General features: G+C 69.4%; 13 protein-coding genes. 4 read left to right on the forward strand and 9 right to left on the reverse strand.

Annotation, left to right across the window (positions count from 1 at the left end; all coding sequences use genetic code 11):
* Positions 1 to 71 precede the first annotated feature (71 nt).
* Positions 72 to 341, reverse strand: coding sequence for a hypothetical protein (locus ACIQIB_RS36100; protein WP_400763249.1), 270 nt, complete (start codon positions 339 to 341; stop codon positions 72 to 74).
* A 51-nt stretch (positions 342 to 392) separates the two neighbouring features.
* On the opposite strand from ACIQIB_RS36100, the gene ACIQIB_RS36105 reads away from it, so the two are divergent.
* Positions 393 to 701 (forward strand): hypothetical protein, encoded by a 309-nt coding sequence (locus ACIQIB_RS36105; protein WP_400763251.1) that lies wholly within the window; start codon positions 393 to 395, stop codon positions 699 to 701.
* Positions 702 to 843: 142 nt separating this feature from the next.
* On the opposite strand, the gene ACIQIB_RS36110 is transcribed toward ACIQIB_RS36105, so the two are convergent.
* From ACIQIB_RS36110 to ACIQIB_RS36140, 7 genes are all read right to left on the reverse strand, one after another.
* A complete protein-coding gene (locus ACIQIB_RS36110; RefSeq protein WP_363604015.1) occupies positions 844 to 981 on the reverse strand; it encodes a hypothetical protein in 138 nt (45 codons plus the stop codon).
* Positions 982 to 989: 8 nt separating this feature from the next.
* Positions 990 to 2,024 carry a UDP-N-acetylmuramate dehydrogenase gene (locus tag ACIQIB_RS36115; RefSeq protein ID WP_400763254.1) on the reverse strand — a complete coding sequence of 345 codons (1,035 nt, stop codon included), beginning with the start codon at positions 2,022 to 2,024 and terminating at the stop codon, positions 990 to 992.
* 11 nt (positions 2,025 to 2,035) lie between these two features.
* Complete coding sequence (locus tag ACIQIB_RS36120; protein ID WP_400763257.1) at positions 2,036 to 3,079, reverse strand: serine hydrolase domain-containing protein; 1,044 nt, start codon at positions 3,077 to 3,079, stop codon at positions 2,036 to 2,038.
* A gap of 2 nt (positions 3,080 to 3,081) precedes the next feature.
* Entirely contained in the window at positions 3,082 to 4,386 is a 1,305-nt protein-coding gene (locus ACIQIB_RS36125; protein WP_400763260.1) for a UDP-N-acetylglucosamine 1-carboxyvinyltransferase, read from the reverse strand.
* Positions 4,387 to 4,388: 2 nt separating this feature from the next.
* Complete coding sequence (locus ACIQIB_RS36130; protein WP_400763263.1) at positions 4,389 to 5,129, reverse strand: hypothetical protein; 741 nt, start codon at positions 5,127 to 5,129, stop codon at positions 4,389 to 4,391.
* 380 nt (positions 5,130 to 5,509) lie between these two features.
* Positions 5,510 to 6,826 carry a helix-turn-helix domain-containing protein gene (locus ACIQIB_RS36135; protein WP_400763265.1) on the reverse strand — a complete coding sequence of 439 codons (1,317 nt, stop codon included), beginning with the start codon at positions 6,824 to 6,826 and terminating at the stop codon, positions 5,510 to 5,512.
* Positions 6,827 to 7,580: 754 nt separating this feature from the next.
* Positions 7,581 to 9,134: a DnaB-like helicase N-terminal domain-containing protein gene (locus ACIQIB_RS36140; protein ID WP_400763267.1), complete on the reverse strand. Its 1,554-nt coding sequence runs from the start codon at positions 9,132 to 9,134 to the stop codon at positions 7,581 to 7,583.
* A gap of 251 nt (positions 9,135 to 9,385) precedes the next feature.
* On the opposite strand from ACIQIB_RS36140, the gene ACIQIB_RS36145 reads away from it, so the two are divergent.
* The 3 genes from ACIQIB_RS36145 (at position 9,386) to ACIQIB_RS36155 (ending at position 11,808) form a co-directional block, all read left to right on the forward strand.
* Positions 9,386 to 9,907: a helix-turn-helix transcriptional regulator gene (locus tag ACIQIB_RS36145; protein WP_400763270.1), complete on the forward strand. Its 522-nt coding sequence runs from the start codon at positions 9,386 to 9,388 to the stop codon at positions 9,905 to 9,907.
* Between the two features lie 367 nt (positions 9,908 to 10,274).
* Positions 10,275 to 10,547: a helix-turn-helix domain-containing protein gene (locus tag ACIQIB_RS36150; RefSeq protein WP_400763273.1), complete on the forward strand. Its 273-nt coding sequence runs from the start codon at positions 10,275 to 10,277 to the stop codon at positions 10,545 to 10,547.
* Positions 10,548 to 10,557: 10 nt separating this feature from the next.
* Positions 10,558 to 11,808 (forward strand): tyrosine-type recombinase/integrase, encoded by a 1,251-nt coding sequence (locus tag ACIQIB_RS36155; RefSeq protein ID WP_400763275.1) that lies wholly within the window; start codon positions 10,558 to 10,560, stop codon positions 11,806 to 11,808.
* Between the two features lie 87 nt (positions 11,809 to 11,895).
* Here ACIQIB_RS36155 and ACIQIB_RS36160 read toward each other — a convergent pair whose 3' ends face one another.
* Positions 11,896 to 13,173, reverse strand: a complete 1,278-nt coding sequence (locus ACIQIB_RS36160) for a hypothetical protein (RefSeq protein WP_363604033.1) — start codon at positions 13,171 to 13,173, stop codon at positions 11,896 to 11,898.
* Positions 13,174 to 13,196: the final 23 nt, after the last annotated feature.

Genomic DNA, 13,196 nt, shown 5'->3' on the forward strand with positions numbered 1-13,196 from the left:
CCAGCAGAGCAGCGGCGCCGAGCGAGCGAACTCCAGTCCACACTCACACCATCAGGTGACACCAGAACCAGTCAAACACTCACAAACCGCTCTCTGAGGACACCCGGTTCTGGGTTGGCACCCGCCTCGCGCGCTTCCTGGCCAACGCCGACCAGGCCCAGGCCGTCCTCGCCCGCCAACTCATCGACCTTGTCCAGGGCGGAAGTTACCTGCCCGACGAGATCAAGGTCGCGGAGATGGCCGAGGCGGTCGAAGACCTGCTGAACGTGCACCTCGCCCGGGACAACTTCTACAACGAGCCCCGAGTGGCGCGACGCCTCGCTGAACTCGTCGGAGAACACGGGGCGGTTCCGGACAGCCTCGCGCGACAGTACGTCAAAACCCTGATAACGGTGTTCCTCACCAACGGCCACGGCGAGGCGTTCGCGGCCAACGAGATCTACCTGGACCTGATCAGCCGCTTCGACCCGGAGCAGGCATCGCTCGCCCTCCAAGCGTTCGCCGACGCCGAGATCTCAAGCCAGCTGCAGCGTCAGCTGTCCCAGAAGAAGTGGGACGAGCTCCTGAACGTTATCGACGTCAAGATCACGGGACGGCCCGAGCGCGAGCTCCTGCAGGCGGTCCGCGACTTCCCAGGCACCCCGGACAAGCTCCGCCTCGACTCCGGCATCAAGCGTCACCTCGCCGCGCTGCCGAGCTGAGAACCAAGTAGTCCTCACAGAGCGGCCACGAACACCCGCTGCAGGTTTCCGGTCAGAACAGACCTTCTGCGGCGGGTTCGTGGCTGTTCTGCTTCCGGATCCCGGGAACCCGTCGGTTTCTGTTGGCGGTGGCGCGGAAGCGCTATTCGGGGCGGAAACGGGCGTGCAGCGGCGGGTCGCCGGTGCCTCGGGCGAAGTGTCGACGCCTGCCGTCGCCGTGGCTGCTGAGGACGGTGCGGAGGGGCACGGTCTCGGCGGTCATGGAGGTCCCGGTTCCCACGGGACTCCTCATGCCCAGGCGCCGACCAACATCGGCTCGGGCCGGAGCTTGATCCCGGTTGCGATCTCGACCTGCGTCGAGAGCTCGGTGAGGGCCTGGGCAAAGCCCGCTGCGGTCGCTCTGTCGTGGGCGGTGAGGGTGAGGGTGCGGCGTTCCGAGCAGTGGATGCCGTCTGCGATCTTGTAGCCGGGGCGGTAGCCGATGTGTTCCAGGAGCCAGCCGGCGCTGGCCCGGAGTTGTCCGTCGCTGTCAGCGTGGACGGGGCACCCGGTGCCGGACAGGCGGGTGGCCTGGGCGGCGGTGACGGGCGGGTTGAGGAAGACCGATCCGGCCTGGCGGGCGGCAGGGCCGTGGGGGTCGAGGAGAAGTCCGCGGCGGTGGCGGTTGGCGAGAACGGCGGCCGTCACGTCGGCGACGGGCGGCCGGGTGCCGATGGAGGTGCCGAGTTCGTCCGCGAGCGGCTGGTAGGTGACGGGGGCGGCCGGTGAGCGGGTGAGGTGGAACGTCGCGGTGAGGATGGTCCAGCGGCCGGGGTTGCTCTTGAACCTGCTGTCACGGTGGCGCAGGCGGCATGCCTCGACGGGCAGGGTCCGCATGCGGCCCATCTCCCAGTCCCACACGGTCAGGTGGTGGAGGGTGTCGGAGATCTGCTGACCGTAGGCGCCGGCGTTCTGAACGGGGGCCGCCCCGGTGGTGCCGGGTATCCCGGCCAGGCACTCGATCCCGGCCAGGTGCTCGGCGGCGGCCCAGGCGGTGAGGTCGGTGAGCGGGTGTCCGGCCTGCACGGTGACGTCGATCGTGGTGTCGTCCACACGAGTGGCGGTGATGCCCCGGGTGTTCATGACCAGGACGGTGCCGGGGTGGCCGGCGTCGGAGGCGATGACGTTGCTGCCGTGGCCCAGCGCCACGGGGGCCTGCTCATGGCGCTGCCCGATCGTCCTGACGGCGTCGGCCCAGTCGGCGGGGGTGGAGATCGTCAGAACGTGCTCGGCGGGGCCCCCGAGTCGCAGGGTAGTGAGGGACGCGAACGTGGTGCTGGGCACGGTAGGCCCTCCTAGGGTTCGTCGGTGATCGCCTTGAGGGAGAGGGTCCGCAGCGGGGCGAGGCGGGTGCGGTTGTCCTGGTGGTGGTAGACGGCGTTGGTGCAGATGGCCAGGTAGCGGCCGGTGGCCGGGGCGAGGTAGAGGCTGGTCCCGGTGAAGCCGTGGTGGTAGGCGAGCCTGCCCTCGTCGGCGAGGATCCAGGCCAGGCCACGGTCGAGGCCCGGCTCGATCTCGGCCTGCGGCTGCATGCTGTAGGCGAGCCAGCGGCCCAAGGGCCCGCCGGTGGCGTGCGAGGACAGCAGGTGGGTGGCGAAGACGGCGAGGTCGGCCGGGGTGGTGAACACCCCGGCGTGGCCGGCGACTCCGCCGAGCAGGGCGGCGTTGTCGTCGTGCGGCATCCCCCACAGCCGGGGCCCGCCGTTCAACCGCTGCTCGGTCGGGGCGACCTGAGCGGAGCGGGGCACCGGTCCGTAGGTCGTGCCGGTCATGCCGAGGTCCTGCCAGAGCTCGGCCGCCAGCTCGTCCAGGCGTCGGCAGCGGTAGTGGGCCAGGGCCAGGCCGAGGAGGATGAAGCCGCGGTTGATGTAGCGGTGACCTGCCCCGGGGTCGGCGATCAGCGGCTCTCCGCAGATCAGGTCGGCCAGCGGCTCGGGGCGGTTGCGGTACTGGTCGAGGCGGGTGTCGGCCCGCAGGCCGGAGGTGTGGGCCAGGATCTGGCCGACCGTCACCCGGCCGCCGGGCGCCTCGGCCGGGATGCCGGCCAGCAGTTCGCGGATCGTGGTGTCCAGGGTGAAGCCGTCCATGAGGGAGGTGCCGACCAGCGGCCAGGTGGCCAGGACCTTGGTCAGCGAGGCCACGTCGTACACCGTGTCCGGCCCCGGCCGGGCGTCGCCGCACTCGGGGGCGACGACGCCGGAGGCCAGGTAGCCAGGCTCGGTGTCGAAGGTGCCGTGGGCGATGACCCCGCCGGGCACGGTGCCGTCTGCGGTCATCAGGTCCAGGCACTCGCGCAGGTCGGCGAGCGCGTTCGGGGTCCACAGCACGGTGTTGGTCACGGCTACTCCTGGTCGATCGTCAGGTCGGCACCGAGCGCGGCCAACTTCGGCAGCAGGCTGCCGTATCCGCGCCGCAGGTGATACATCCCTCGGATCGTAGAGGTGCCCTCGGCGGCCAGGGCGGCGATCACGAGAGCGGTCACCGCCCGGATGTCCTCCCCGGCCACGTCGGCACCGGTGAGGGCGGACCGGCCCCGGACGGTGATCACCGAGCCGGTCGCGTTGACGGCGGCGCCGAACGCGGCCAGGGCCGACAGGTGGGTGTCGCGCTGGGTGTAGATCCGCTCGTCGATGCGGGAAGTGCCCTCGGCCTGGGTGAGGAAGGCGGTCAGCTGCGGCTGCACGTCGGTGGGAAAGCCGGGGTGCGGGCCGGTGGCCATCTGTACCGGCCGTGGCCCGGCCGGGGTGCTGACCGCCGTTCCGCCGTCCAGCGGGTCGAGCTGGATTCCGGCGTCGGCGAACACGGACACCAGCCCGTCCGGGAACGCGGCCAGCGGGAAGCCGTCCAGGTGGACGGTGCCGCCTGTGATGGCGGCGGCCAGCGCGAGGGTGGCGGCCTCCAGCCGGTCCGGCGGCACGGTGAATACCCCGCCCCGGATGCGGTCGGTGCCGGTGACGTTCAGGGCCGTCCGGCCTCGCCACTCGATGCCGACTCCGGCCTGCGAGAGCAGGGCTGCGGTGTGGGTGACCTCAGGTTCCACGCTGGGGTTGAGGATCGCGGAGGTGCCCGGGGTCCGGGCGGCCAGCAGCATCGCGGTGACCGTCGCGCCCAGGCTCGGCCCCCACGAGCGGGTCTCGGCGTCGGTGATGAACGGCAGCCGTTTGCCGGTGAAGCGGGCCCGTACCCGGCCCCGGTTCACCTCGACCTCGGCCCCGGCGGCTTCCATCGCGGCCAGGTGTCGGTCGATGTAGCGGGCGCAGAAGGCGTCCCCGCCGGGGGTGGGGAAGGTGACCTTGCCGCAGCGGGCCAGCAGGGCGCCGCCCATCACTGCGGTAGTGCGGATGCGCCGTCCGAGGTCGTCCGGGATGACGGGGAAGTAGGAGTCGGCCGGTCGGGTGGCGAACTCGTCGCCGGTCACGGTGGCGCGGGTGCCGGTGCGGTGCAGGACGTCGGCGACGACCAGGGTGTCCAGGATCGCGGGTGCACCGACCAGGGTGAGCGGGGCGTCGGCGAGGATCGCGGCGGCGTACAGGTGCAGGGCGATGTTCTTGCTGCCCTGGACGGTGGCGGTACCAGCGAGGCGGCGGCCCCCGGTGATCCGCACGGCCCTCTCGTCGGTCGTCGTGGTGGTGTCGGTGCTGGGCATGGTCACCTTCCCTGGCTTCCGGCCGGGAAGAAGCCCCCGACCTGCGTCTTCGGGTAGAGCAGGGTGTGCGCGCCGATCAGGGTGGCGGGCTGGAGCACGGTGCCGGCGGGAACGATCACGCCGTCGCCGACCACCGCGCCGAACTTCGTCTGGCCAGTGGCGACGCGCCGGCCGTCGAGGTGAGCGCAGACCTCCTCGGTGGCCGGTTCGGTGACCGGTCCGGAGGTGACCCGCAGGCCGGTAGTGGAGACGAACGCGCCGATGTTGACGCCGAGGCCGAGCACGGAGTCCCCGACGAAACTGGTGTGCTTCATGAAGACGCCACCGGTCAGCAGGGAGCGGGTGACCTCGGCGCCGAAGCCGATGCGGCAGCCGGGGCCGACGACGGTGTGGTCGCGCACCCGCGCGCCGGCCTCGATCACCGCGCCGGGGCAGACCAGCACCGGGCCGGTGACGAACGCGCCTTCCGCGATGACGGCTCCGGGCGCCACGATCACGTGGCCCCGAACGGTGGCGCCGGGCTCGATGGTCCCGGTCGCCTCCGGCAGCGAGACATCCAGGTTGCCGGCCAGCAGGTCGGTGATGGCCTTCTTGAGGCCGAACACGGTCGGGCAGCAGTTCAGCAGGTGCAGCACGACCGGGTCGGTGACGTGCTCGGTGTCGAAGTAGTACGCGGGCGTGGTGCGGTAGTCGATGCGCTCCAACTCAGTGTGCAGCGCGGGCGCGTCGGTCAGCCGGTGCATGGCTGGATCTCCTCTCGGGCGAGCGAGCGGAAGAAGAAGGTGGAGCCGTCACGACGGCCTCCGGGTGCCTCAGGAGGCAGGCAGGTCGGGCGCGGTCGCCGCAATCTGAGGGCTGGCCTCGGCCGGCTGGTTATGAACAGCCAGGCCAAGCAAGGCGAGCATAGGCAGGTGCAAGGCGGCCCAGGATGCGGTGAGGAATGCGTCGAGCCGGTCACGATCCGGCGGGGCGGCGTGCCGCCGGCTGGCGGGCGGCGGGGAGGTGCTGGGCGTTGGCATGGGAGGGCCTTCGGCAGCGGGGGGAGGAGTGGACGTTCCCCAGTGAACTGCCGAGCGGAAGTCTGGATCCGTAGCCGGACTACGGCCCGTAGTCCGGCTACGGGTCAGACGATCTGAACGCCCGCTCGGGCGGCGAAGTCCCGTACGCCGGGCAGCTTGCGGTCGTGCCGGAGCAGAGGGGTGACGAGGTCACGGACGGCACCCCGGCGGATTTCCTGTGGGGCCGCCTCCTCGGCGGCCAGCAGAGCCCGGTAGCACTGTTCGGGCTTGTTCCACTGGTCGAACGCACGGGCCACATCGGTGAAGAAGCGGGCTTGCCGCTCGGCGGTCGGCAGCGCGGTGGGGTCGATCGTGGAGGCCAGCTCAATCGCCCGGCCAGCGTCGCCGAGCTCGTAATGCACCGACAACTCGTGCAGGGCGACGCCCTGGATGCCGTCGACCAGGCCGGAGGCCCGGCCGGCGGCTGCGGCGCTGTCGGCAGCCTCACGGATCAGCGAGTGCGCGTAGGCGCGGTCGCCGGTCTTCGCGGCGGTGTAGGCCGCAGTGGCGTACAGGTCGCCGCGGGCGGCCAGGCGGGCGGACTCGGACACCGTGGTGTCGGCCAGGAGGTCTTCGGCGGCGACCACCACGATGTCGGTTGCTCGGGCCAGGCTGCCCTGGCGGCGCCATGCGCTGGAGACCATCCGCTGTGCCTCGGCGACCACCAGCGGGTCGCCACCGGACCGGGCGGCGGTGAGCGCGCGGTCGGCGGTGATGGCCACCAGGTTGTTGTCACCGATCTTGATGCACAGTCGAACTGCGAGATTGTAGAGCCGGGCGACGTTACGAGCCCGGTCCTCGGTGCTGCCGACCATTTGGGCGGCAGCGATCCGGCTCGGCAGAGCCTCAGCGAGCGCGTCGCACTTGGCTGCCTTGAACTCGCGACGAGACGTCAGGAGAGATGCAGCGACGGTCTCATGGGTTGGCTCGCTGCGGGGCACCGGAACCCGCCCTGTCCCGTAGAGCAGCAGGTCCTCCAGGCCGGCCAGCGGTGAGGCTGCCTCGGCGTGCGCGGCCTGCTGGCCGACGACCGGGGTGAACAGGGCGGCAGCCGCCAGGGTCAGGAACGGGCGGCGTCGCACATCGTCCTCCTCGGCAGCGGAACTGCTCGTCAGCGTAGCCGAGGTGGACTTGCGGGGGCGGGACCTCGGCCGGTCTGCGGCCGGTTGCGGTAAGGCCATCAGCTCGTTGAGCTCGCAGCTCAGTACCTCCGCGAGGCGCCGGAGCAGGGTCAGGTCTTTCACCTGCTGCAAGTCCCGTTCGACCAGCGACATCCAGACCTCGCTGCGGTCGAGCTCAGCGGCGAGGCGGAGCTGGGTCCACTCCATCTCGGCGCGACGGAGCGCGATGAACTTGCCGAACGTGATACCGCTGCCCCTCACGCTGGCCCCCGATACCGTGTCGAAGCCACTACGGATCGCTACCGTACCGATGGTCGGGGCCATGGTGTAGGGCTTTCGGTATCGAGCCAGCACGTCGCAGACCGGCTTGGGTCGGGCTGCGTTGCTGGTCCCTGAGGGTCATCCGCGCTGCCCTCTCACCCCTGGGCGAGGGCAGCGCCATCCGCTGCGAGGTGCAGGCGGGGTAAGGACTCCTTGCCTCACAACTTGCTCCGGCTTCCGGTGGACTGACCTCAGTTCGGAATGCGGGTGACCATTTGCAGGCCGGGCCAGTGGACGTTACGGCGTGCGGTGGAAGCTCGGCAATCTCCTCGATGGCACGGGGTTCACGACGGGGCGTACACGCGAGCCCCCTTCTAGAGGGGGGCTCGCGCGTGAACGCTGGGTCGCGTGGACGGCGTGTGCGCCTCCGTGATCGCTCTACCTGCGGTTTCTTCGCTGAGCGTGGACGGTGTGAATGGCTTTCGCGGGGCTCTGCGCGGGAGGCGTGCGTGGACGGTCTTGTGTACGGTCCACGCCGGGGGAGCGCCCAGTGGCGGCGATGGTCCGCTCGTGCGCCGGCGGCCGGGTACAACGGTCGGCGCTGTCCGCTGGCCCGTGCGGTCACCTCGGTCAGTTCTGTCGACTGGCGTGACCGCAGTGACCGGACCCCGGTCACTGCGGTCGGTCAGAACGACGGACTGACCGGGGACGCGGTCACTCACGCTTGCCTCGGTCACTCCAGTCGTGGTGGCGGTCAGGAGACGGCCGTGATGTGCCGGGCAGAGGGGCGGTAACGGGCCTGCTGGCCGCCCCCGACACCACCAGCAGTGCCTTCGGCCTTGACCGCCAACCCACTCTTGACCAGGCGGTCCAGGTGGCGGCGAGCCTTCTCGATGTCGGCGCGGTCAGGGTTGGCCTCGCCGGTCAGGGCGGTCGCCAGGTCACGAGCGGTCAGGCCGTCCGTGGCGGCCCTCAGGAGGGTGACCGGATCCAGGGTCGGTTCGACGTAGGTGGTTCCGCGCTGGTGGTCGTGGACAACCGGAAGCGGGCCGATCTCGCCGGTCACGGTCTTGAGGTGGTGAAGGGTGACCGCCGGGTCGCCGGCCTCGCCGGAAATGAACAGGACACTGCCCGCTCCGGCGGTCAGCCAGGTCGAGCCGTACACCCGGTCCAGGGTGGGACGCTGGCCGCGTGGCGCGTCGGCGGTGGCCTTGCGCTGGTGGTGAAGCTCCATGATCTCGACGCCGGCGCGCAGGGCCCGCATGCGGGCGTTGTTGAAGGTGACGGCCAGGGAGTCGTCCACGAGGGTGCTGACCGCGTCCTTGAGGCTGTCGATGACGATGGTGTCGGCGCGGTGGGCGGCGGCGAGTTCGGCGAGGAGGTCGGGTTCCTTGTCGAGGGTGGCGGGGAGCGGTCCCTGCCACACTGCGAGGCGGTCGCGAAGGTGGACCTCGTCGACAGGCATGATGCGGCGGGCCATGGCGCGGGCGATCTGCTGGGGGCGGTCCATGGCGAGGTAGAGGACGCGTTCTCCCTCTGCGACGGGGAGGTCGAGGACGGCGGCCTGGAGGCCGAGGCGGGCGAGGACGACCTGGTGGGCGATGGTGGTCTTGCCGACGCCCGGCGCGCCGACGATCATCAGGCTCTCGCCGGAGGCCCAGGCGGTCTGCTCCCGGGTGCCCCACAACGGTTCCTTGTCCGCGCCGGTCTTGGTGACGAAGTCCCAGCGGTTGACGATGTAGCGGGACAGGCGGCTGCTGCCGGAGGCCAGCGCGCGTTCGCGCTCGGCACGGATCTCGGTCTCGACAGCCGTACGGATCTCGTCCGGGTCGGCGCCCGGAGTCAGTGCGTGGTGGACGGTGCGGATGCCGGTGGCGTGCAGGGTCCGCAGTTGGGCGTCTCGACGCACGATCTGCGCGTAGTAGTCGGCGTTGTCTGTCGAGGGCGGCGCGACGGCAACCAGCGTGTGGAGGTAGGACGACCCTCCGACGCGAGAGAGATCTCCCGCGCACTGCAGGTGGTCGGTGAGGGCGATGGGGTCGGTGGGCGCGTCCTCGGCGCGCAGCGCGAGGATCGCGCGCCAGATGGTCTCGTGAGCGGGGCGGTAGAAGTCGCGTGCGTCCAGCATGCTGCGGACCTTCTCCACCGCGTGGTGGTTCACCATGCAGGCTCCGAGGACCGCCTGCTCGGCATCGACGTTGTGCGGCGGCTCCCCGGAAGGGCGGTCGGCGTGAGCGTTCGACGGGTCGCTCGGCCGCCGGTCGTGGTGGGATGACGGCTTTGACGGCGGGGCCGTAGGCTTGTCCACAGCGGTGTCCTCACTCGGAGGCGCTGGGCGGCTACCCGGTTCCTCCGTTGTCGACTGTTCCAGGGATGGGCGGTTTCGAGGTTCTGCTTCGGCCCTCGGCGTTCGTAGCGCCGGGGGCCTTTGTGTCTCGAAGCCGGGTGGCTGGCCCGGCTCGATGCAGTTCGGCTTGGTTGCGTTTCGCTTTGCATCACGTTAACGTCGTGCTCGGCGCATTGCAAATGGGCTTAACAACTATGCATGGAGGGTTGGCCGTGGCTGGTGCGGATTCAAGACAGCGACTGGAGGGGGAGGAGAACGTCGCCCGGCGCATCAAGATGGAGCGCGAGGCGCGCGGGTGGAGTACCGCCACGCTCGCCGATCGCCTGACCGAGGCTGGCTATCCGCTCAACCAGTCGGCGGTGTGGCGCATCGAGAGCGGTGAACCGCGTCGCCGGGTGAACCTGGACGAGGCCATCGGCTTCGCCAAGGTCTTCGACATCTCTCTGGACAACCTGGTCGGACCGCCCGAGATCGCTGCCAACGCCCACGTGAAGCGGCTGCTGGCAGAGTTCGCCGAGAGCTGGCAGAAGTCCGTCGCCGCCCGCAAGGAGATGGACCGCGCCCGCGACGCGCTCGATGCCTACGGCGCCGCCCACCCGAACCTCGCCGAACTCATCAACGCGATGATCACCCGGGTCGTCGCCGATGAGGCCGGCGGCGACTACCGCTCGCCGAGCATTCCTCCTGGCTCGTCCGAGACCCAAGGTCTCGCCGATCCAGGAGCCGCGACGTAACTTGTCGCTCCCGAGCGCGGCCCTGGCCGCCCAAGGGCACCTGCTGCATGGTGCTGGGTCTGCACGCCGCTCCTGCCGCTGATCCGATGACGACCGGCATCATGCTGGACGTCCGGTGGTTTGGTGCGGCCGGAATCAACCGCTAACGTCCCCTCCCGCCAGTCGGACCACGGGCCTTGCCAGCCCATGGAGCTTCGACCGGCCCATGCCTTCCGCAGCCCCTCGGCGCTACGAACGCCGGAGGTCACAACGCGGACCCGCACAACCGAAATCGCCCATCCCTGGAACATCGACAACGGCGGCGCATAGCCGAAAGCGCCGCTGGGATAGGACACCCATGTCCGAAACGCCGTTGAAGCTTGCCCGAGTGGCCCATGCCCTCGGCATCACGGAGCAGGTCCTCCTGCGCCTGATCGCAGATCAGCACGGTGCAGCCGACCCCACGCTCGTCGCTCTCACCGTCGAGGAAGCCGCCCGCCGCCTCGGCGTCGGCCGGACGACGATGTACGCCCTGGTCGCCTCCGGCGAAGTCCCGTCCGTGACGATCGGCCGACTCCGCCGAGTGCCCGCCGAGGCGCTCAAGGAGTACGTCACCGCCCGTACGCAGGCCGCCGCTTCGACCGTCGCGCTCGCGGCCTGAGGGGGAGCGTATGGCGAAGACCCGCAAGCCCAACGGCGACTCCTCGATCTACGAGGGAAAGGACGGCCGCTGGCACGGCCGCGTCACGGTCGGCGTCAAGGACGACGGCACCCCCGACCGCCGTCACGTCAGCGCCAAGACCCGCCCCGAGGTCACGGCCAAGGTCCGCAAGCTGGAGAAGCTGCGCGACAACGGCACCGTGCCCAAGGCCGGCCAGAAGTGGACGGTCGGCAAGTGGCTGACCCACTGGATCAAGGAGATCGTCCCCGGCACCGTCAGCGAGAACACGTACGCCGGATACGAGGTCGCCGTCCGCGTGCACCTCATACCCGGCCTCGGCGCGCACCGCCTGGAGAAGCTGGAACCCGAGCACCTGGAGCGCTTCTACAAGAAGATGCAGGCCGCTGGCAGCGCCGCCGGTACTGCCCACCAGGCCCACCGCACCATCCGTGTCGCCCTCGGCGAGGCCCTGCGGCGCGACCACCTCACCCGCAACGTGGCCACGATCGCCAAGGCCCCGAAGCTTGAAGAGGAGGAGGTCGAGCCGTTCGAGATCGAGGAGGTCCAGGCGCTCATGGACATGGCGCGCAAGCGCCGCAACTCCGCCCGCTGGATCTTCGCGCTCGCCCTCGGCCTGCGTCAGGGCGAGGTGCTCGGGCTCCAGTGGAAGGACGTCGACTTCGCTCGCGGCGTCGCCTGGGTCAAGCGCGGCCGGCTGCGTCCCAAGTACCGGCACGGCTGCGGCGACCGCTGCGGGCGCAAGCCCGGCTTCTGCCCGCAGAAGGAGCCGATCCGCCGCGAGACCAAGGACACCAAGTCCCGAGCCGGGCGACGCGCGGTGCCGCTGCCCGAGCAACTCGTCGTGATCCTCCGGCAGCACAAGGAGGAGCAGGGCCGCGAGCGGGCCCTCGCCCGCGACCTCTGGACGGACAAGGGCTACGTCTTCACCTCGGAGACCGGCGAGCCGCTCAACCCCAGCACCGACTACCACCACTGGAAGCGGCTCCTGCGCGAGGCCGGCATCCGTGACGGCCGCCTCCACGACGCCCGGCACACCGCCTCGACTGTCCTCCTCCTGCTCGGCGTGCCGGAACGGATCGTGATGGCGATCATGGGCTGGTCCTCGACCTCGATGGCCCAGCGCTACCAGCACGTCACCGAGCCGATGCTGAACGATGTCGGCAGGAAGATCGGCGAGGCGCTGTGGGGTGGGGAGGCGGAGCAGGGCAACCAGTCACCGCTGGCAGACCACGAGGCATGAATGACCGTTGCCGCCTTGCTTCAACTGCACATGCAGTTGAAGCAAGGCGGCAACGCCCATCCTGGTGCAGCTCTCTCGCCAGCAGTGTCAGCCTGTCGACGCGTCCATCTCGGCCCAGATTCTGAGGATGGGGGCCAGTGTGTTCACCACTGCATCGTCCATGTCAGCTGGCTCTGCGCAGATCGCTCGCCCGGAGGCGTCACGCGTGACCAGCGAGATTTGCCCGGCTGTCTTACCGTTGCGAGTGGCCGCGTACACCGTCAGCGCTTCCATGCGATCCAGCCGATCCCGAGCTGGGAAGAATACGGTCCCCAGCTCTTCCTCCCTCTTGGTGGGAAGCGCAAACCACGACTCCGCGATTACAAGCACACCATCGGCGTTCATCGCCTTCACCTGACTGGCCAGCTTCTCGAAGGCGAGGATCTTCGAGTTCTGGTTGTAGAAGATGAGCCCACCCATTTTGATCAGCGCGTCCCCTCGGTAAAGAAATACGAAGGTTCCGTGCTCTCCGTCCATCTCCATGAGCCGTTGAGCGTTCGCCATGAACTCCGGTACGGCGTCGATGGGTCCGTTGGTTGGAATCTTGGCCCGACTGCCATAACGCTCAACGGACTTTGCGATCAGCTCTTCGTCACGCTCGATGACCAAGGAGGTGGACTCGATCTCGACACCTTCCACCAAGTCGAAGTGAGCCTCCAGATCGTCCTTGGCGTCCAGCATGCAGTGCGGGCGCGTGCCTGATACCTGAAGGCTCGACGTCACACACTCTCGGTCATGTGCCTCCAGGTCGCACACAGGCACGCCAGCCACCGAGTGGCCTTCGGCGAGCAACTCTTCGAGCCGCGTGTACGCCTCGCTCGTCGCATCCAGGAGCTCCCACGCGGGCAGCGCCTTGTCCACCCAGCGCCTCCTGACAGTCATGGTCCCGAAGGGCGGCCGATAGCGTCGCATGACGTCGTCTGTGATCTCTCGGATCGACATCCTGGGCGGATACTTCGACGACGTGCCGATGACGCGCTGAAGCCAGTCCTGATGCCATACGACCTGAAGCTCACTGAGAAGCTCCAGATCAGCCTCCTTTGTGATGCGGTTACGCGACTTCACGATCCACCGCATGATCTCATTGCTGCCGGAACTCTGCTGGAACCGCGGGTACCACTCGTCGAAGCCGACGAGTTGAGCCTTCTGCTTTTGCAGCAGCCAGGTCACATTCCGCAGGTTCTGGACCAACGAGTTCATGGTCAACCTGAACTCGTGCGGGTCGAAGTACACCTCATGCAGCCGGTGCCATTGGGCATGGCAATCCATTAGCCGCCGATGAGCGTTGGGCATCGGGCACGGCTGCGCGGCGTCATCTGAGGTCATGCACAGATGCTAGGTGTGTCCAC

The organism is Kitasatospora sp. NPDC092286, from assembly GCF_044755565.1.
Taxonomy (GTDB): Bacteria; Actinomycetota; Actinomycetes; order Streptomycetales; family Streptomycetaceae; genus Kitasatospora.

Coding starts and splice junctions, on each gene's coding strand:
- ACIQIB_RS36125 (WP_400763260.1), bottom strand. CDS start 4,386: ATGCCCAGCACCGACACCACCACGACGACCGACGAGAGGGCCGTGCGG.
- ACIQIB_RS36130 (WP_400763263.1), bottom strand. CDS start 5,129: ATGCACCGGCTGACCGACGCGCCCGCGCTGCACACTGAGTTGGAGCGC.
- ACIQIB_RS36155 (WP_400763275.1), top strand. CDS start 10,558: ATGGCGAAGACCCGCAAGCCCAACGGCGACTCCTCGATCTACGAGGGA.
- ACIQIB_RS36160 (WP_363604033.1), bottom strand. CDS start 13,173: ATGACCTCAGATGACGCCGCGCAGCCGTGCCCGATGCCCAACGCTCAT.